This window comes from Pelomonas candidula (assembly GCF_043555985.1).
GTDB lineage: Bacteria > Pseudomonadota > Gammaproteobacteria > Burkholderiales > Burkholderiaceae_C > Pelomonas > Pelomonas candidula.
In genome coordinates this window covers 27,333-44,474 of the sequence record NZ_JBIGIC010000011.1, presented here as the reverse complement: position 1 = coordinate 44,474, position 17,142 = coordinate 27,333, and the positions used below count along the sequence as shown (strand labels likewise).

The window sequence follows — 17,142 nt, the reverse complement described above, 5'->3', positions numbered from 1 at the left end:
GGACGGGACGATTCTCGGCAGCACGTTCTTCGCACTGGAGATTGCCATGGGCAAGATTGCACGCGTTCCGATCACGAACTTCTACGTCGGCGGGGACTACTCCGCGAGCATGCTTTTCGGCGCCGACAAGGTGCCGCTCAACCTGCTGGTCGACACTGGCAGCTCCGCGCTCGCCATCGACGGCAAGAAGTACAAGCCGACCTCCAGCGACAAGCTCACCAAGCTCGCGCAATCGGATTCTTACGGTGACGGCAGCAGCTGGACGGGCGCGGTCATCAACACGCAGGTCACCGTCGGGAGCGGTGCGGCCCTGGTCGCCTTGAGCGATGCCAACGTCGCTGTCGCCTACCGCGAATCCAACCGCATGTTCGATGGATGCGACGGCATCCTGGGCCTGGCCTACGCACCACTGGACGACGCGTACCAGATGCCGGATGTCACGTGGAAGAAGAAGTACTCCTCATCGCAAGTGATGGCCGGCGAACGCCAGTCGATTGCGCCTTACCTGACCCAGCTGGACACGGAGGGCGTCGCGTTCGAGGTGGTCTCGTTCCTGACGCGCAGGTCCTACACGCACCTGGGCGGCAAGGGGCTCGATGACCCGCTCAACCAGGGCGTCATGATCATCGGCGGCGGCACCGAGGCGACAGACCTCTACTCCGGCTCCTTCCAGGGCGTCCGGGTGCTGGCGGACGCCTGGTACAACACCAACCTCAAGGCGATCGTGGTGGGCCAGAGCGGTTCGATCCAGGTGCCTTCAAGGCCCGCGCGAGGCTACCCCTCCAACTCCATCGTCGACAGCGGCACCAATTCGCTCAACCTCGGGCCCAAGCTGCTGCACGCGCTGTTCGCGAAGCTCCCCGCCGCCCAGGCCGAGATGCTGAGCAACGCGGTGCTCCGTGGCACCGTCTATACCGTCGACGACATCAAGCTCGACCAGTGGCCCACGCTGACCTTCGTGCTCGAAGGCGAGGCCGGCAAGCCTGACGCCCAGCTCGCGGTGCCGCCGCAGAACTACTGGCAGGTCAACGCCTACCAGGTGGGTGCGGTGCTGCCAGCGATCACCTCTGGCGACGACGGCATGGCCATCCTGGGGCTGCCGCTGATGAACGGCTACTTCACGGTCTTCGACGGCGAGGCGGACAACCACCGCGGCGTCATCCGGTTCGCCCAGGCCAAATAGGCCCGACGCACCGTCCTGCCGGCAGCGCGGCCGGCGGCTGCGTGGCCGGTCCTAGAGACGCGAGAACTCGTCGAAGGCGCTGACCGCCCGGGCGGCGTACATCAGCGACGGCCCGCCGCCCATGTAGGTCGCGACGGCCAGCGTCTCGTCGAGCTCCTGGCGCGTCGCGCCCAGCTTCACCAGCGCCTGCGCGTGAAAGCCGATGCACGGATCGCAGCGCGCCGCCACGCCGAGGGCCAGCGCGATCAGCTCCTTGGTCTTGCGGCTGAGCGCGCCATCCGCCATGGCCGCACGCCCCAGGTCGTTGAATGCCTTCATCGTGTCGGGCGTGCTGGCACGCAGCGAAACCAGCTCGGCGCTGATGCCCTGGGTGAGCTTGCGGAAATCGGTGTTGACGTCGGTCATGGCCGGCTCCCCTTGTGACTCTTCGTCGAGCAGGTGGTGAACCCGAACGGCAGGTAGGCGGGGCAGGAGCCGATCAGCCCGGTGAACAGGGGCAGCAGGCCGATCCAGCCCCACGGGCCGACGCTGCCCAGCCAGGCAGCGGCGACAAGGGCCAGTCCGATGGCAATGCGTACGAAACGATCCAGCGTGCCGACGTTGAACATGGAAACCTCCTAGCGGTTGACACCATGTTCGGCATCACGCGCCTGCCCCTCCTTGACGAGGATCAAGAATGCGCCGGACTGCAGGATTCGCCCCCAACCAACGCGGCGCCGGGTGAGGCGCTCAGAGTTTGCGCGCCGGCCATTGCGCCGCGACCAGCGCGGCGGCCATCACCCACATCGGCGCGGTCAGCGCCGTTGCCGCGGCCAGCATGCCGAAGCCGACCGGCATGCCCACCGTCGCGCCGTTCAGCGTCAGCATGCGCAGGCCCAGCGCCTGGCCATGGCGCTCGGGCGGCGTCGCGCGGTGCAGCATCGCCAGCACCATGGGCTGCACGGAGCCCAGCGCCGTCCCCAGCAGCGCCGAGCCGCACATCAGCCCGACGGTGCCGGGCAGCCAGGCGTAGGCGACGAACACGAGCGTCGCCAGCGTCATCGCGCCCCGCAGGGCCTTGGCCTCGTCGATGTCGTCACCGAAGCGCACGATGGCCAGCCGCACGACGGTGGCCGCCGCCGCGAAGCTACCCAGCACCAGGCCGATGCTGGCCGCCGACAGCCCGCGCGAGTGGCCCACCACGGGCACGACAAAGCTGTGTGCGTCCCAGCCGGCCGACAGTGCGAGGTTGACCAGCAGCAGCCGGCGGTAGGCCGGCAGGCGGAACAAGTCCCACGCCGCCGGCTCGCGGAAGCTCTTGGTGCGGACCTGGGGCGGGTTGGGCGGCACCTTGCGGGCCAACGCCCAGGCCAGCAACGGCAACGCGGTCGCGAACGCGAACGCCGCCGTCATGCCGATGTGGTCGATGAGCAGGCCCGCGATGATGGGCGACAGCGCGTTGGACATGGCCGGCCCCAGCGCCATCCAGCTGAAGATCTTCTTCAGCTCGCCCGGCTCCTCCGCCATCAGCCCGGCCTCGCGCTGCATGGCCACGGCCGCGACGGACACCGCGCCGCCGCACAGCAGGCAGCCGGTGGCGATGGCCCACAACTTCGGGATCAGCAGCGCCAGCAGCGCGCCCACGAAGGCCAGCGCCACGCCCACGCCCACCGGGCGGTGGAAGCCATGCCGGTCGGCCAGCCGGCCAGCCCACAGCGACAGCAGGATGGGCGCCACGGCGAACAGGCTCAGCAGCATGCCCACCGAGGCCTCGCCGTAGCCCTGGTTCAGCACCCACAGGCTGGCCGTCACGCGCGTGGTGGCCATGCAGGCGTGCACGCAGATCATCGTGGCGATCAGCCACGAGAAAGCGTGGCGCAGGTTCTGCTGACCCGCTGGGGCGGTGTCGCTCACGCGGCGCTCACTCGGCGTCCTCGCCCAGGCTCAGCTGCAGCAGTTGCTGGGCGGCGTCGTCGGGCAGCGCTTCCACACCCTTGAGCTTGCGCGTCATCGCGCGCGTGCGCACCTCGGCGGCGTCCAGCGTGTTGCCGGCTTCCTCCAGCTTCTTCTTGGCCTTGGCCAGCACGTCGCCGAACTTGCCGAACTCGGTCTTCACGGCGCCCAGCACTTCCCAGACTTCGGCCGAGCGCTTCTCCAGCGCCAGCGTGCGGAAGCCCATCTGCAAGCTGGTTAGCGTGGCCAGCAGCGTCGTCGGGCCACACAGCATGACCTTGTGCTCGCGCTGCAGGCTCTCCAGCAGGCCCGGGCGGCGCAGCGCCTCGGCATAGAGGCCTTCGGTCGGCACGAACAGGATGCCGAAGTCGGTCGTATGCGGCGGCGCGACGTACTTCTCGCGGATGGTCTTGGCCTCCAGGCGCAGCCGGTTCTCGATGGCCTTGCCGGCGGCCTCGGCGGCGGGCGCGTCGGCGCGCTCCTGCGCGTCCAGCAAACGCTCGTAGTCTTCGCGCGGAAACTTGGCGTCGATGGGCAGCCACAGCGGCTTGCCGTCGTCGCGCTGGCCCGGCAGCGAGATCGCGAACTCCACGCGGTCGTTGGAGCCCGGCAGCACGGCCACGTTGGCGGCGTACTGCTCTGCCGTGAAGACCTGGTCCAGCAGGCCGGCCAGCTGCACTTCGCCGAACACGCCGCGCGTCTTCACGTTGGTCAGCACGCGGTTCAGCGAGCCGACGTCGCGCGCCAGGTTCTGCATCTCGCCCAGGCCCTTGTGCACCTGCTCCAGCCGCTCGGCGACCTGCTTGAAGCTCTCGCCCAGGCGCTGCTCCAGCGTCGCGTGCAGCTTCTCGTCGACGGTGGCGCGCATTTGCTCGAGCTTCTTCTCGTTGTCCTGCTGGATGGCGGTGAGACGCTGCTCCACCGTCAGCCGCAACTCGGCCAGGCGCTGGTCGTTGGTCTTGGACAGCGCCTGCAGTTGCTCGCGCATCGCATCGTTGAGCCGCTGCATGGATTCGGCCTGCGCCTGCGCGCTGCGCAACGCGGCGGCATCCTGCGCCTCACGCGCCGCCAGTGCCTGCGCGGCAAGCGACTGGTTGCTGCCCTGCAGGCCCTGCGTCAGCACCTGCTGGAACTGCGCGAAGCCCTGCACGAGCTCCTGGCGAGTGCCGCTGGCGCTGCGGCCCAGCTCATCGCGCAGCTCGCGCTCCAGGCGCTCCGTGCCCTGCTGCAGCAGCTCGGGCGACACCGGCTTCATTCGCGACCAGATCAAAACCAGAAGCACCAAAACCAGGGCCAGCAGGCCCAGCAGCAACACGTCGATCAAGGTCATCCCGGCATTGTCTCCCGAGGCGTCAAATTCAAATTGGTATTTATTTGGCATCGCATAAAGTTGCCAATTGGTCTTTTATTGGCATCTTCGGAGGCAGGATGGAGAGACGGCGTTTTCTGGCCCTGGGCGGTGTGGCCGCGTTCGGTGGCGGCCTGCCCGGTTGCGGCGGCGGTGGCGGTGGGTCGGCACCCTCGCCTGCACCCGCGCCGTCGCCGCCCAGCAGCATCGACTGGAGCGGCCTGTCGGGCCGGATGCAAGGCACGCTGCTGCTGCCCGGCCAGGCGGACTTCGACCGCGTCGTCCGCGCCGCCAACGCACGCTACGACGCAACGCAGCCACAGGCCATCGCCCGCTGCGCAAACGCGGCCGACGTCGCTGCGGCGCTGGCGTTCGCACAACAGCAAAAACTGGCCTTCACGGCCCGCAGCGGCGGCCACAGCTACCTTGGCACCAGCAACACCACCGGCCTAGTGGTGGACGTAGGCGCGATGGACACGGTGCAGCTGGACGGCGACCGCGTCATGGTGGGCGCTGGCGCCAAGCTGTCCGACATCTACGACACGCTGATCACCGCCGGCCGCTGCATCGCCTCAGGCAGCTGCGTGACGGTGGGCATCGCCGGCATCACGCTGGGCGGCGGCGTGGGCGTGCTGGACCGCGCCTACGGGCTCACCTGCGACCAGCTGCTGTCGGCCAGCGTCGTCACGGCCGACGGCCGGCAGCTGGATTGCAGCCCCACGCAGAACGTCGACCTGTTCTGGGCGCTGCGCGGCGGCGGTGGCGGGCAGGTGGCGTGGGTCACGCAGCTGACCTTCCAGACCCACGCCATCGCGCCGCTGACGCAGTTCGGCGCCACCTTCGCGCTCAGCGAGCTGCCGGCCGTCATGAGCGCCTGGCAGGCATGGCCGCAGACGATGCCGGACACGATCTGGTCGCAGCTCGCGCTGTCAGGCAGCGGCGCCTACCTGTGGGGCATCGCCATCGGCGACGCGGCCGCGCTGCAGCCGCACTGGCAAGGCCTGCTGGCACGCATCGGCCGCACGCCGCCGGACACCTTCACGCAGGCACGAACCTACCGCGACGTCATGCTGGGCAACTGCGCCTCGCTGAGCCGCGCCCAGTGCCACCTGCCCAGCCAGAACGCCAGCGGCACGCTGGGCCGCGTCGCGATGGCAGCCAGTTCGGACTTCTTCGACAAACCACTGGACGGCAGCGGCATCGCCGCGCTGGGCCAGGCCGTGCAGAAGCGTCGCGACAGCGGACGCGCTGGCTCCGTGCTGCTGAACCTGATGGGCGGCACCGCCGGCCGCGTCGCGGCGGACGCCACTGCCTTCCCGCACCGCGGCGCCCTCTTCAGCGCGCAGTACCTGGCCGAGTACGCGGCCGGCAGCCCCGCGTCGACGCTGGACGAGGCCGCCACCTGGGCCCATGGCATGCGCACGACGATGGCCGCCTGGAGCACCGGCGGCGCCTACGTGAACTACCTGGACGGCCTGCTCGACAAGCCGGCCGAGGCCTGCTACGGCAGCAACCTCGCGCGGCTGCGCCAGGTCAAGCAGAGCTACGACCCGGCCGACATCCTCAAGGCGCTACCAGCCCTTTGACCGCCTTCGGCAGCTCGGTCTCGATCAGCGTCTCCAGCGCCTTCACGCGCTGCTCGGCTGTCGTTGCGGCCCAGGGGTTGGCCGCGTTGGCGCGGTCCACCGGCAGCCGGGCGGCGACGGCGATGGACTGTTCGCGGCGCAGGCGCAGGTCAACGAGATCGACCAGCGCGACACGGATGGACACGTAGGGCACGAACACCGGCAGGCCGCCCTGGCCGTCGAAGCCGATCTGCGCGCTGGGGCGCTGGTCCAGCACGAAGCCGGGGCCTTCCAGCGTGGCGAGCAGGTGCGCCGGCATGGCTGCGGCCAGCGCCGGCTCCTGGCGGCTGCGCGTGATCAGCAGCAGGTGCTGGGCGCCGCTCTGGCGCACCGCGGCGGCGAGGTTGCCCGGCAGCGTGAGCTTGCCGTCGACGAACAGATTGGCCGGGTCGCCGAACAGGCTGCGCGTGGACGAGGTGTAGAGCTTGGCCTCGCGCTTGCCGCCGCTGGTCCTGACGGCTTCGTTGAGTGTCTGCAGCACCGCCTCGTCCAGGCTGCCGGCCGGCGTGGCACGCCATTCGCCGGTCTGCACGGTGTCGCCACGCGCAGGCGTCAGGCTGAGCAACTGCACGCTGTCGCCCAGCAGGGACAGCGCGGCGTACTTGTTGGGGTCCCGCGGCGTCTTGTCCTCTGCCACCGCAGCGGCGGCTTGCGGCGACGCTTCGCCACCGGGCTTGCCCCCCCGCGGCGGGCCGCCGGGCGGCTGGGCCAACGCCAGCACGGGCGCGAGGACGAGGGCAGCAAGGACGGACAGCAGGGGTTTCATCAGGAACGGGGGTCGGGATTCAGCGTCGCCGGCAACGGGGCGGTGCCGGGCGATTGTGTCGCATGCCTTTGCGGCGGGGCGACGGGTCAGGCGGCCTGGCGCTGAACCGGCACGTTGACCGGCGTGGGCGCCACCCCGCCGGTCAACGCGGCCAGCAGGTTGTCGGCCGCGAGGCCGGCCATCGCCAGCCGCGTGGGCATCGTCGCGCTGCCGATGTGCGGCGTCAGCACGATGTTGGGCAGCGTCAGCAGCACAGGCTTGACCTTGGGCTCGCCCTCGAAGACGTCCAGGCCCGCGGCGGCGATGCGCTTGTCACGCAGCGCAGCGGCCAGCGCGTCCTCGTCGACGATGCCGCCGCGCGCGATGTTGATCAGCGTGGCCGTCGGCTTCATCAGTGCCAGCTCAGGCCCGCCGACGGCGTGGTGCGACGCGGCCGAGTACGGCAGCACCAGCACGAGATGGTCAGCCTGCTTGAGCAGGTCTTCCTTGGACAGGTAGCGCGCCCCCAGTTCGGCCTCGACATCCGCCGGCAGGCGCGAGCGGTTGTGATACGCGATGTTCATGTTGAAGCCGAAGCGCCCGCGCCGCGCCAGCGCCTGGCCGATGCGACCCATGCCGAGGATGCCCAGCGTCGTGCCATGCACTTCCGAACCGGCGAGGAAGTCCCAGCTCCAGCTCTTCCAGCCGCCGTCGCGCAGCAGCCGCTCGCCCTCGCTCATGCGCCGGGCCGTGGCCATCAGCAGCGCGAAGCCGAGATCGGCCGTCGTCTCGGTCAGCACGTCGGGCGTGTTCGTGACGAGCACGCCACGCGCGGTGCAGGCGGGCACGTCGATGTGGTTGTAGCCCACGCTCATCGTGCTGACGACGCGCAGGTCGGGGCAGGCATCCAGCAGTTCGGCCGTGATCCGCTCGGTGCCGGTGATGTAGACACCGACCCGGCCCTGCAGACGTGCGCGCAGCTCATCGGCCGTCAGCGGCGCCTCGCCATCGTGGTAGTCCACGTCGAAGCGGGCCGAGAGCCGTTCGAGCACCGCGGTCGGCGCACGGCGCGCCACCAGAACCTTCAATGCATCCATATCCAGGCCATCACGAAGAGAAGCGGCAACAGCACCGCACAAGACCACAGAAGATAGCCGCCGAAGCTGGGCATCTTCACGCCCCGCTCTTCGGCAATCGCCTTGACCATGAAGTTGGGCGCGTTGCCGATGTAGGTCATCGCGCCCATGAAGACGGCGCCGCCCGAGATGGCGGCCAGCACCGGCGCCCCTTCGGTCATCAGCCGTGCCGCGTTGCCGCCAGCGAGGTTGAAAAAGGCGAGGTAGGTGGGCGCGTTGTCCAGCACCGAGGACAGGCCGCCGGTCAGCCAGAAGTAGGCCCACGGCGAATCCAGCGCGCCGGCCACCGGCGCGAACACGCCCGCGGCGCCGGCCTTCAGCATCGCAATCACGGGCACCATGGTCAGGAAGATGGCGATGAAGAGCTTGGCCACCTCCTGCATGGGCGCCCAGGAGAAGCGGTTCTTCTCGCGCACGCCGGCCGGCGTCAGCCACAGCGATGCGCCCGTCACGGCGACGAGCCCGGCGTCGCGCACCAAGGCCTGCAGCGGCAGCGGCGTGCCCCACAGGTCGAAGACGATACCGGGCTTCCACGTGCCGCTCATCAGCACCAGGCCCACGGCCACCGCCAGCGGCAGCAGGTTGATGGCACCCTCCAGGCCCAGACGCGGCGCGTCCGGCGTCGGGTCGACGGGCGTGACGCCCTCCCTGCGGTAAAGCCAGGTGTCGATCACCCAGAACACGGCCAGCAGCGCAGCGAGCAGGAACAGCGTCTCGCCCCACAGGTGGCCTGCGGTCCAGAAGAAGCTGACGCCCTGCAGGAAGCCCAGGAACAGCGGCGGGTCGCCCAGCGGCGTCAGCGAGCCGCCGACGTTGCTGACGATGAAGATGAAGAACACGACGACGTGGGCGTTGTGGCGGCGGTTGTCGTTGGCGCGGATCAGCGGGCGGATCAGCAGCATGGACGCGCCCGTCGTGCCCATGAAGCTGGCCAGCGCCGCACCCAGCGCCATCAGCCCCGCGTTGAGGGCCGGGCTGCCATGCAGGTTGCCACGGATGTAGATGCCGCCGGCCGTCGTGTACAGCGCACCGAGCAGGATCGTGAACGGCAGGTACTCCTCCACCAGCGTGTGCACCAGCACGTGGCCCGTCTCGGCGGCGCCGAAGGCCAGCGTGAACGGAAACAGCAGCGCCACCGTCCAGCCCGCGGCGATCTTGCCAAAATGGTGATGCCAGAACGCCGGCGCGGCCAGCGGCATGGCGGCGATGGACAGCAGCAGCCCCGCGAATGGCAGGGCCCAGGCCAGACCCAGTTGCGCGCCCTGCATCAGTCTTCGATGAAGCGCGCGAACTCGCTCACCGGCGCACGCTCGGTGACCAGACTGTTCTCGACGGCATCCGGGTCCGCGAAGCCCAGTGACATGCCGCAGACCAGCATCTGCTCGTCGCTGAGCTGCAGCTCCTTGGCGATCAGCTTGTGGAACTGCGTGAACGCCGCCTGCGGGCAGGTATGCAGGCCGCGCGCGCGCGCCGCAATCATGACGTTCTGCAGGAACATGCCGTAGTCCAGCCACGAGCCCTGCTGCATGACGCGGTCGATGGTGAAGAACAGGCCCACCGGCGCGTCGAAGAAGATGAAGTTGCGGCCATGCTGGTGCTGCATGCGCGCCTTGTCGGTCTTGGCGATGCCCAGCAGCCCGTAGAGGTCCCAGCCCACCTTGCGACGGCGGTCGATGTAGGGGCTGCGCCACTCGTTCGGGTAGTACGCGTACTCCTCCTTATGCGCGACGTTCTGCTCGGCATCAAGGTAGGCGGCCTGGATGCGGCCCGAGACTCGCTTGAGCGCGTCGCCGGTCAGCACATGCACCTGCCAGGGCTGCGTGTTGGTGCCGGACGGCGCCCAGGACGCGACTTCGAGGATGTCCTCGATGGTCTGGCGCGCCACCGGCGTCGGCAGGAAGGCGCGCAGCGAGTGCCGGGTCTTGATGGCCGCGTCGACGGCGGCGGTCTGCTCGGGCGTGGGGGTGGCGAAACGGCTCATGGCGTGAGGGTCTTCAAGGCGGAGATGTAGGCGGCGGGCAGTTCGGCCACCGGGCGGCGGTTGTCGCGGTCCACGTAGACGTGCACGAAGTGGCCGCGGGCGGCGCACAGCTCGGCGCCTTCGGCGAACAGGCCGATCTCGTAGCGCACGCTGGATCGGCCCTGGTGGGCCACGCGCACGCCGGCGTCGATCTTCTGCGGGAAGGCCAGCGACTCGAAGAAGTTGCAGTGCGTCTCGACGACCAGGCCGATCACGTCGCCAGCATGCAGGTCCAGCGCGCCGGCCTCGATCAGCAGCGAGTTCACCGCCGTGTCGAAGAGGCTGTAGTAGACGACGTTGTTCAGGTGACCGTAGATATCGTTGTCCATCCAGCGCGTCGTCAGCGGCACGAAGCGGGGGTAGGCGTGGCGGGCGTCGGGCTGCGGTCGCGTCATGGCGCTGCATTCTTCCATGCGTGCAATGCACCACGGGAAGGGTCAGGCTTTGCAAAGGATTGCGGCATATGCACTTGCGCGACGGGATTTCGTGGAGAGACACTGGCCTGGAGCCTCTCGGGCTCAGGTCGCGGCAGCCACGAGGCGGCAGCGATGAGAACGGCTTCACAACGGCTCGGAAGGAGCACTCGCATGAACCGATCCCTTGCAGGTCTCGTCCTCGCGTGCGCCGCCGTCGTCGGCGCGCAACCCGCCCTGGCGCAGCACGCCACGAAGGACGACGCAGTGGCCATGGTCAAGAAGGGTGTGGCCTACATCAAGGCCAGCGGCAAGGACAAGGCCTACGGCGAGATCACCGCCAAGAACGCGCAGTTCACCAAGCAGGATCTCTACCTCGTCGTCTATGGCCTGGACGGCAAGTGCCTGGCCCACGGCGCCAACGAGAAGCAGGTCGGCCGCAACCTGATCGAGCTGAAGGACATCGACGGCAAGCCCTTCATCAAGGAGCGCGTCGAGCTGGGCAAGTCCAAGCCCGCTGGCTTCTGGCAGGACTACAAGTTCACCAACCCGACGACGAAGAAGATCGAGCCCAAGCAGATGTACTGTGAGCGCCTGGACGACACCATCGTCTGCGGCGGCATCTACAAGTAACCCAGCAGCCCAGAGGCCGACGCGCCCTCTGGGTGCGGCGCCCGGCGGCTTCCAACTCGAAGTCTGAAGATGAAGCTGGCTGCAAAAATGCTGATGCCGCCCCTGGCGGCGCTGGTGGTCGTTCTCGTGATCGGCCTGGGCAACAACATGCTGTCGCTGCGCGGCGTCGTCGCCGCCAATGACGCCGGCCAGCAGCGCAACGAGGTCTTCATGACCACGGTGGCCGTGCAGACCCAGGTGGGCGAGATGCACGGCGGCGTCTACCGCACCATCGCGCTGATCGGCTCGCTGGACGACGCCAAGGTGAAGGAGCTGCGGGCACAGCTGAAGAGCCAGGTCGAAGGGCTCTCCCGCACGCTGACGACGCTGGCCGAGATGGACATCACGCAGGCCGAGACCGATGCCCACATCAACGCGGCGCTGCCGCTGCTGAAGGCCTATCTCGCCAAGGCCGACGCGGCCATCGACCTGGCCTCCGTCGACCCCAATACCGGCGTGGCCGCGATGCAGGAGGCCGAGGACCGTTACAAGGAACTGGCGACCTTGATCGCCAAGATCGTGCAGAGCATGGGCGCCGACCAGCAGAGCGCGGCCGAGGCACAGCTGGCCGACACGCACCAGCGCACATGGCTGTTCGCACTGGTGTCGCTGCTGGCTGCTGGCGTCGGCATGGGCCTGCTGCTGACCAACCAGCGCAAGATCGCGGCTGACGTCAACGCCTCGCTGTCATTGGCCCAGGCCGTCGCAGCCGGCGACCTCACGCAGCGCGCCACGCCGCTGGGCAAGGACGAGCTGGCCGTGCTGATGCAGGCGCTGAACCAGATGTGCGAGCAGCTCGGCAACACCGTGGGCGAGGTCATGCTGGTGGCGGACTCCATCCGCACGGCGTCCGCCGAGATCGCGTCGGGCAACCAGGACCTGAGCCAGCGCACCGAGCAGACGGCGTCCAGCCTCGAGGTGACAAGCTCGTCGATGGGCCAGCTGACCGGGACCGTGCGCCAGAGCGCGGAGAACGCACAGACGGCCAACCAGCTCGCCACGAGTGCGGCCGACGTGGCCCACCGCGGCGGCAGCGTCGTGCAGCAGGTGGTGGACACGATGAACGACATTGCGTCGTCCAGCAAGCGCATCGCCGACATCATCGGCGTCATCGACGACATCGCCTTCCAGACCAACATCCTGGCCTTGAACGCCGCGGTGGAGGCCGCGCGCGCCGGCGAGCAGGGACGCGGATTCGCCGTCGTGGCCGGCGAGGTGCGCAGCCTCGCGGGCCGCAGCGCCGCGGCGGCCAAGGAGATCAAGACGCTGATCGGCGTCAGCGTCGAGCGCGTCGAATCCGGCGCCCGCCACGTGCAGGAGGCCGGCTCCACGATGGGCGAGATCGTCGGCGCCGTGCAGCGCGTGACCGACATCATGGGCGAGATCAGCGCCGGCGCCGCCGCGCAGAGCCGGGGCATCGACGAAGTCAACCAGGCCGTCACACAGGTTGACGACATGACGCAGCAGAACGCGGCCCTCGTGGAGGAAAGCGCTGCGGCAGCCGAGTCGCTGCGCGAGCAGGCACAGAGGTTGGCGCAGGTGGTCAGTCGTTTCCGCGTGCGTTGAATGCCTGCCAGGACTGCGCGGCCAGCGTCAGCGTGTTGACCTGCACGGCGACCGTCGTCGCCAGGTCGTGTCCATAGCCACCAGCCATGCTCAGCGCCACCGGGATGCGTCGCTCGCGCAGCGCGGTCAGCACGCGGCGGTCCCGCTCGGCCAGCCCGTCGTAGGTCAGCTTCAGCCGGCCCAGGCGGTCGCCCTCGTGCGGGTCGGCGCCCGCCAGGTAGAAGGCCAGGCCCGGCTCGCATCGCCGCCAGACCTCGTCCATCGCCCGGTCCAGCGCCGCCAGGTAGTCGGCATCGCCGCAGCCGTCGGGCAGGTCCACGTCCAGGTCGCTGGGCTCCTTGCGGAACGGGAAGTTGCGCGCGCCGTGCATCGAGAACGTGAACACCGTGTCGTCATCGCGGAAGATGGCCGCCGTGCCGTTGCCCTGGTGCACGTCCAGGTCGATGACCAGCACGCGCAGCAGGCTCCGATGTCGCCGCCCCCACTCGGCCTGCATCAGCCGCGCCGCCACGGCCACGTCGTTGAAGACGCAGTAGCCCGAACCCTTGTCGGCATAAGCGTGATGCGTGCCGCCCGCCATGTTGGCCGCCACGCCCTCCTCCAGCGCCGCGCGCGCCGCAGCGATGCTGGCGCCCACCGAGCGGCGTGAACGCTCGGCCATGGACGGGCTCCACGGAAAGCCGATCTCGCGTTGCTGCGCCGCGCTCAGACGCCCCAGCAGCACCGCATCGACATAGTCCGGCGTGTGCGCCAGCGCCAGTTCGCCCTCGCTGGCAGCCGGCGCCGGCTGCATCCGCAGCAGCCCCGGCTCGCGCTCGAAATGCTCGCGCAGCAGCCGGTACTTGGACTGCGGGAAGCGATGACCGGGCGGCAAGGCCAGGCTGTGGGCGTCTGAATGGAAGGCGAACATCGGGGTCTGTTTACGCTACGGCAACGGGTCGCGAAGGCCCGCCGCCAGGGGCCAATCTAGGCGCAGCGCACCGCTCGCACTTACGTGCGGGCCAGCACTGCAACAACGAGTGGCCCCTGGCGGCGGGCCCTCCCTTCGGGTTGTGGGCAGAAAGGCCGCAGGCTGTGTTGCAGATCCTCGCCGGACACGAGTCCGGCTTGCGGTCTGCCGTCGTGCCTGCGGCCTTTCTGGCCACAACGCGGCCTGTTGCCGTAGCGTAAACAGACCCGTGACAACGATAGCGTCAGCGCTTTGTCACACGCCTTCACCCCTAATTTGCTGCACCGCACAAAATAGTTCTTGCAATCCGGCGCGGGACCCCTATCATTCGCTTCATGTTGCAGTGCAGCAATCAAGCACAGCAATCGGTTCATTCACTCGAAACTGGAGTCCACCATGCTGACCGCTGAACAAGTCCTCGCCGCTCACAAGGCCAACGTCGAAACCCTCTTCGGCCTGACGAACAAGGCGTTCGAAGGCGTCGAGAAACTCGTCGAGCTGAACCTGCAAGTCGCCAAGACCGCGCTGACCGAAGCCGCCGACACGACCGCCGCCGCGCTGTCCGTCAAGGACGCGCAAGAACTGCTGTCCCTGCAGGCCGCCCTGCTGCAACCGACCGCCGAGAAGGCTGCTTCCTACAGCCGCCACATCTACGACATCGCTTCCAGCACCGGCGCCGAAGTCGCCAAGGTTGCCGAGAGCCAGTTCGCCGACGCGCAGAAGACCTTCTCCACGCTGGTGGACACCGCCGCCAAGAACGCCCCGGCCGGCACCGAGAACGCCGTGGCCCTGGTGAAGTCCGCCGTCGCTGCCGCCAACAACGCTTTCGAGTCGGTCCAGAAGGCCACCAAGCAAGCTGTTGAAGTCGCCGAAGCCAACTTCCAGGCTGCCACGACGCAAGCCGTCAAGGCCACGCAGACGGCCACCCGCACCGCCAAGCGCGCTGCCGCCTGAAGCCTTCAGGCTCCCACCCGATGAAAGCCCGGTGCACACGCACCGGGCTTTTTTATTTCTTGCACCATCGAGAGTGGCAGATGCCCTCGATGGAAGCGCGCCCGCGCTGCGTATCAGAGCTTCACGCTCCGCGATCACTCGGCTTCCAGGACGCTGGAAGACTCTGGCGGATCGGGTCGCAGCGCCTGCGGGGCGGTGGGCGAGCGCTTCCCCGACATGCGGGGTAGTCACTCAAAGAGGCGGCGTGGGGCGGGTCATGTCACGTCATCGAAATGCTAGCCTCCTCAGACGCATCTGGCACAGCACGTGCTAATCCGGCCAGTGAGGACAGGTGCCAACACAATGTGTCAGGGAGTGACGATGTTTAAAAGCGATGGACCCTCGCCCAGGGCGAGGACGCAGTCGTTGGGCCACGACGAGGCCCGCGCAGCGGTCAAGTGGACGCGGCTGGCCCGCTGTTGGGGCGCCGCAGTCGCGCTTGCGGTCGCCGGGGCAGCAAGCCCCGGCATCGTGTCAGCCAGTACCACGGTGGCCGTTGATGCCGGTGCCGCCGGAGCCCCCTCCTCCGTGCAGGCCACCGGCTTCACCGGGTCGGAGTGGTCGGTGATCCGGTTCACCGACTACACGGGCAACTTTGTCGAGAGCGGCTACATCGACATCAGCGCCTACCTGGTGGCGGGTGGCACGGTTCAACCATCCGGTCATTCGCTGTACGCGAAATTCGACGTGAACTCGACCGGGCTCAGCACGGCGACGCTGTACGCCGCCCAGGGCAAGGCCAGCTTCGGCTTTGACGCCACAACCGGTGCCGCGACAGTGGCTTTGGAGGCCGGTGCCTCTCCGGTGGCGCTGGCCGCAGGCTTCTTCAGTGCCATGGCGCCGGCGAACAGCGCCAATGGCCTGGGCTTCACGGCCGTGCTCACCTTCACGCAACTCAGCGGGCTGTCAATCGACCTGCCGGCCGGCCGCGCGTTGACGCTGAACATCGCTGCCGACCACCCGTTCAGCTCGACGACGCCGTACTCCGAAGTCACGGCGTTGACTGCACCTGTCGGCGAGGGCGGTTCCAGCGTGATGGTGGGGTACCGCGTCGTGGGTGGCAGCGACACACTCAGCTTCGCCGTCTCCGCAGTGCCGGAGCCCGCGCAGTGGGCACAGTGGCTGCTGGGTTCCCTGCTGATTCTCGCGGTCTGGCAGGGGCGACGGGCACAAAGGCCGATACCACCGGCCCGTTGCCAACTGGGTGGCTGCAGCGCCTGAAGAATTTCCGAGGCCGGGCGCGCCTGATTGATTTCGCGACGCCCCGTGTCCATTCGTCGCCCCCATCGTCCGCCCGGCGCAAATCCGTCGCGCCGCGGCGGCGCTGAAGGTCCACTGGCATCACTGATCCCCAGGAGACCTTCATGAACCGCCTTCACCTCGCCGCCCAGACCCCGCTCCGCCGCTCTGCCCGCCACATGCTTCTCGGTGCCGGCCTCCTGGTCGCCGGCACGCTGGCCTTGCTGGACCAGCACCGGGTCTTCGACCTGCCGCTGCTGCAGACCTTCTGGCCACTGGTGCTGGTGATGCTGGGCGTGGCCCGCCTCGTCGGCCACGAAGGCAGCCCCATCGCCGGCTTGGCGATGGTCCTCATCGGCAGCCTGATGACTGCCCGGAACCTGGGCTACGCCGGTTTCGCGATGCACGAGTGGTGGCCGGCCTTCGTCATCCTGGGCGGCGTGTCCATGCTGTGGCGCAGCCAGCCCCCGAAGCCGGGCGCCTGAGGCCGCAGCGTCGATTCATCGGCCGAACGCGGCGATTCGCCGACATGGCGCCCGCGCACGGGCCGGGCCGAGGTCTACTGGTGGCCTCGTCAAAGATCGTCACCGCCCATGCGCCGCTCCCGCCATCGCCACCGCCACGACCAAAACCCCGGCCATCGCATCCTGTTCGGCCTGGCCGTCGTCGGTGTCGGCACGCTGGCGCTGCTCGACAACCTGCGTCTCTTCGACATCGCGCTGCTGCACACCTTCTGGCCGCTGGGCCTAGTGCTGTGGGGGCTGGGGCGGCTGGCCTGGCCGCAGCCTCGCGGCAGCGGCCTGTTCGGCCTCGTGCTTATCGGCGTGGGCCTGATCATGACCGGGCAGAACCTCGGCTACCTGCAGTTCCACTGGCGTGACTGGTGGCCCGTCGTCGTCATCCTGGCCGGCCTGTCCATCCTGACGCGCGGCTTCTTCCAGCGCCGCCGGGGCACGGACTGGTTCCCGACCTCCACGCTGGAGCACGGCGAACTGGCCGACATCGACGCCAGCTTCAGCACCATCAGCCAGCGCCACGACTCGCGCACCTTCAAGGGCGGGCGCATCACCAGCACCTTCGGCGGTGTCGAGCTGGACCTGACCCAGGCCACCATCGAAGGCCCCGAAGCGCGGCTGGACATCTTCGCCCGCTTCAGCGGCATCGAGCTGCGCGTGCCGCGGGACTGGCAGGTCGTCGTCGAGGTGATGTCGACCTTCGGCGGCGTGGAGAACAAGACCGTCCCGCCGATGAACGCCGGCCCGCGCCTCGTGCTGCGTGGCGAGGTGATGTTCGGCGGCGTCGAGATCAAGAACTGACGGCC

General features: G+C 68.7%; 18 protein-coding genes. 8 read left to right on the top strand and 10 right to left on the bottom strand.

The genetic code is table 11. The features are described from left to right. The first annotated feature begins 46 nt into the window (after positions 1-46). Entirely contained in the window at positions 47-1,183 is a 1,137-nt protein-coding gene (locus ACG04R_RS20365) for a pepsin-like aspartic protease (protein WP_394415141.1), read from the top strand. Positions 1,184-1,234: 51 nt separating this feature from the next. Here ACG04R_RS20365 and ACG04R_RS20360 read toward each other — a convergent pair whose 3' ends face one another. From ACG04R_RS20360 to ACG04R_RS20345, 4 genes are all read right to left on the bottom strand, one after another. Continuing rightward, a complete protein-coding gene (locus ACG04R_RS20360; protein WP_394415138.1) occupies positions 1,235-1,588 on the bottom strand; it encodes a carboxymuconolactone decarboxylase family protein in 354 nt (117 codons plus the stop codon). Then, a complete protein-coding gene (locus ACG04R_RS20355) occupies positions 1,585-1,791 on the bottom strand; it encodes a YgaP family membrane protein (RefSeq protein WP_394415135.1) in 207 nt (68 codons plus the stop codon). Before ACG04R_RS20355 ends, ACG04R_RS20360 begins: the two co-directional genes overlap by 4 nt. Before the next feature lie 121 nt (positions 1,792-1,912). Beyond that, positions 1,913-3,076: an MFS transporter gene (locus ACG04R_RS20350; RefSeq protein ID WP_394415132.1), complete on the bottom strand. Its 1,164-nt coding sequence runs from the start codon at positions 3,074-3,076 to the stop codon at positions 1,913-1,915. Positions 3,077-3,083: 7 nt separating this feature from the next. Further along, positions 3,084-4,445, bottom strand: a complete 1,362-nt coding sequence (locus ACG04R_RS20345) for a DNA recombination protein RmuC (protein WP_394415130.1) — start codon at positions 4,443-4,445, stop codon at positions 3,084-3,086. Between the two features lie 98 nt (positions 4,446-4,543). Between ACG04R_RS20345 and ACG04R_RS20340 the strand changes: the two genes are divergently transcribed. After that, positions 4,544-6,049, top strand: coding sequence for an FAD-binding oxidoreductase (locus tag ACG04R_RS20340; protein ID WP_394415127.1), 1,506 nt, complete (start codon positions 4,544-4,546; stop codon positions 6,047-6,049). On the opposite strand, the gene ACG04R_RS20335 is transcribed toward ACG04R_RS20340, so the two are convergent. The 5 genes from ACG04R_RS20335 to ACG04R_RS20315 form a co-directional block, all read right to left on the bottom strand. Then, positions 6,027-6,854, bottom strand: coding sequence for a hypothetical protein (locus tag ACG04R_RS20335; protein WP_394415124.1), 828 nt, complete (start codon positions 6,852-6,854; stop codon positions 6,027-6,029). The two genes, ACG04R_RS20340 and ACG04R_RS20335, sit on opposite strands and share 23 nt — an antisense overlap. An 86-nt stretch (positions 6,855-6,940) precedes the next feature. Then, positions 6,941-7,930, bottom strand: coding sequence for a 2-hydroxyacid dehydrogenase (locus ACG04R_RS20330; protein WP_394415121.1), 990 nt, complete (start codon positions 7,928-7,930; stop codon positions 6,941-6,943). After that, positions 7,918-9,237, bottom strand: coding sequence for a sodium:proton antiporter (locus ACG04R_RS20325; protein WP_394415118.1), 1,320 nt, complete (start codon positions 9,235-9,237; stop codon positions 7,918-7,920). Before ACG04R_RS20325 ends, ACG04R_RS20330 begins: the two co-directional genes overlap by 13 nt. Continuing rightward, on the bottom strand, positions 9,237-9,950 hold the full coding sequence (locus tag ACG04R_RS20320; protein ID WP_394415115.1) for a nitroreductase: 714 nt from the start codon (positions 9,948-9,950) through the stop codon (positions 9,237-9,239). The genes ACG04R_RS20325 and ACG04R_RS20320 overlap by 1 nt, the downstream gene beginning before the upstream one ends. After that, positions 9,947-10,384, bottom strand: a complete 438-nt coding sequence (locus ACG04R_RS20315; RefSeq protein ID WP_394415112.1) for an acyl-CoA thioesterase — start codon at positions 10,382-10,384, stop codon at positions 9,947-9,949. The genes ACG04R_RS20320 and ACG04R_RS20315 overlap by 4 nt, the downstream gene beginning before the upstream one ends. A 192-nt stretch (positions 10,385-10,576) precedes the next feature. On the opposite strand from ACG04R_RS20315, the gene ACG04R_RS20310 reads away from it, so the two are divergent. Together ACG04R_RS20310 and ACG04R_RS20305 are read left to right on the top strand one after the other, a co-directional pair. Further along, positions 10,577-11,035 carry a cache domain-containing protein gene (locus tag ACG04R_RS20310; RefSeq protein WP_394415109.1) on the top strand — a complete coding sequence of 153 codons (459 nt, stop codon included), beginning with the start codon at positions 10,577-10,579 and terminating at the stop codon, positions 11,033-11,035. A 69-nt stretch (positions 11,036-11,104) separates the two neighbouring features. Then, a complete protein-coding gene (locus tag ACG04R_RS20305) occupies positions 11,105-12,640 on the top strand; it encodes a methyl-accepting chemotaxis protein (protein ID WP_394415106.1) in 1,536 nt (511 codons plus the stop codon). On the opposite strand, the gene ACG04R_RS20300 is transcribed toward ACG04R_RS20305, so the two are convergent. Continuing rightward, entirely contained in the window at positions 12,618-13,550 is a 933-nt protein-coding gene (locus ACG04R_RS20300; protein WP_394415103.1) for a histone deacetylase family protein, read from the bottom strand. The genes ACG04R_RS20305 and ACG04R_RS20300 overlap by 23 nt on opposite strands. A gap of 435 nt (positions 13,551-13,985) precedes the next feature. Here ACG04R_RS20300 and ACG04R_RS20295 point away from each other — a divergent pair, with 435 nt between their 5' ends. The 4 genes from ACG04R_RS20295 (at position 13,986) to ACG04R_RS20280 (ending at position 17,137) form a co-directional block, all read left to right on the top strand. Next, positions 13,986-14,543, top strand: coding sequence for a phasin family protein (locus ACG04R_RS20295; RefSeq protein ID WP_394415100.1), 558 nt, complete (start codon positions 13,986-13,988; stop codon positions 14,541-14,543). A 405-nt stretch (positions 14,544-14,948) separates the two neighbouring features. Next, the gene (locus tag ACG04R_RS20290; protein WP_394415097.1) at positions 14,949-15,803 is read left to right on the top strand and encodes a hypothetical protein; all 855 of its coding nucleotides are present in this window, start codon (positions 14,949-14,951) and stop codon (positions 15,801-15,803) included. Between the two features lie 143 nt (positions 15,804-15,946). Beyond that, complete coding sequence (locus tag ACG04R_RS20285; protein ID WP_394415094.1) at positions 15,947-16,306, top strand: LiaF transmembrane domain-containing protein; 360 nt, start codon at positions 15,947-15,949, stop codon at positions 16,304-16,306. A gap of 108 nt (positions 16,307-16,414) precedes the next feature. Next, positions 16,415-17,137 carry a LiaI-LiaF-like domain-containing protein gene (locus ACG04R_RS20280; protein ID WP_394415091.1) on the top strand — a complete coding sequence of 241 codons (723 nt, stop codon included), beginning with the start codon at positions 16,415-16,417 and terminating at the stop codon, positions 17,135-17,137. Positions 17,138-17,142 lie beyond the last annotated feature (5 nt).

Coding starts and splice junctions, on each gene's coding strand:
- ACG04R_RS20365 (WP_394415141.1), top strand. CDS start 47: ATGGGCAAGATTGCACGCGTTCCGATCACGAACTTCTACGTCGGCGGG.
- ACG04R_RS20360 (WP_394415138.1), bottom strand. CDS start 1,588: ATGACCGACGTCAACACCGATTTCCGCAAGCTCACCCAGGGCATCAGC.
- ACG04R_RS20355 (WP_394415135.1), bottom strand. CDS start 1,791: ATGTTCAACGTCGGCACGCTGGATCGTTTCGTACGCATTGCCATCGGA.
- ACG04R_RS20345 (WP_394415130.1), bottom strand. CDS start 4,445: ATGACCTTGATCGACGTGTTGCTGCTGGGCCTGCTGGCCCTGGTTTTG.
- ACG04R_RS20340 (WP_394415127.1), top strand. CDS start 4,544: ATGGAGAGACGGCGTTTTCTGGCCCTGGGCGGTGTGGCCGCGTTCGGT.
- ACG04R_RS20335 (WP_394415124.1), bottom strand. CDS start 6,854: ATGAAACCCCTGCTGTCCGTCCTTGCTGCCCTCGTCCTCGCGCCCGTG.
- ACG04R_RS20330 (WP_394415121.1), bottom strand. CDS start 7,930: ATGGATGCATTGAAGGTTCTGGTGGCGCGCCGTGCGCCGACCGCGGTG.
- ACG04R_RS20325 (WP_394415118.1), bottom strand. CDS start 9,237: ATGCAGGGCGCGCAACTGGGTCTGGCCTGGGCCCTGCCATTCGCGGGG.
- ACG04R_RS20320 (WP_394415115.1), bottom strand. CDS start 9,950: ATGAGCCGTTTCGCCACCCCCACGCCCGAGCAGACCGCCGCCGTCGAC.
- ACG04R_RS20315 (WP_394415112.1), bottom strand. CDS start 10,384: ATGACGCGACCGCAGCCCGACGCCCGCCACGCCTACCCCCGCTTCGTG.
- ACG04R_RS20310 (WP_394415109.1), top strand. CDS start 10,577: ATGAACCGATCCCTTGCAGGTCTCGTCCTCGCGTGCGCCGCCGTCGTC.
- ACG04R_RS20305 (WP_394415106.1), top strand. CDS start 11,105: ATGAAGCTGGCTGCAAAAATGCTGATGCCGCCCCTGGCGGCGCTGGTG.
- ACG04R_RS20300 (WP_394415103.1), bottom strand. CDS start 13,550: ATGTTCGCCTTCCATTCAGACGCCCACAGCCTGGCCTTGCCGCCCGGT.
- ACG04R_RS20295 (WP_394415100.1), top strand. CDS start 13,986: ATGCTGACCGCTGAACAAGTCCTCGCCGCTCACAAGGCCAACGTCGAA.
- ACG04R_RS20285 (WP_394415094.1), top strand. CDS start 15,947: ATGAACCGCCTTCACCTCGCCGCCCAGACCCCGCTCCGCCGCTCTGCC.
- ACG04R_RS20280 (WP_394415091.1), top strand. CDS start 16,415: ATGCGCCGCTCCCGCCATCGCCACCGCCACGACCAAAACCCCGGCCAT.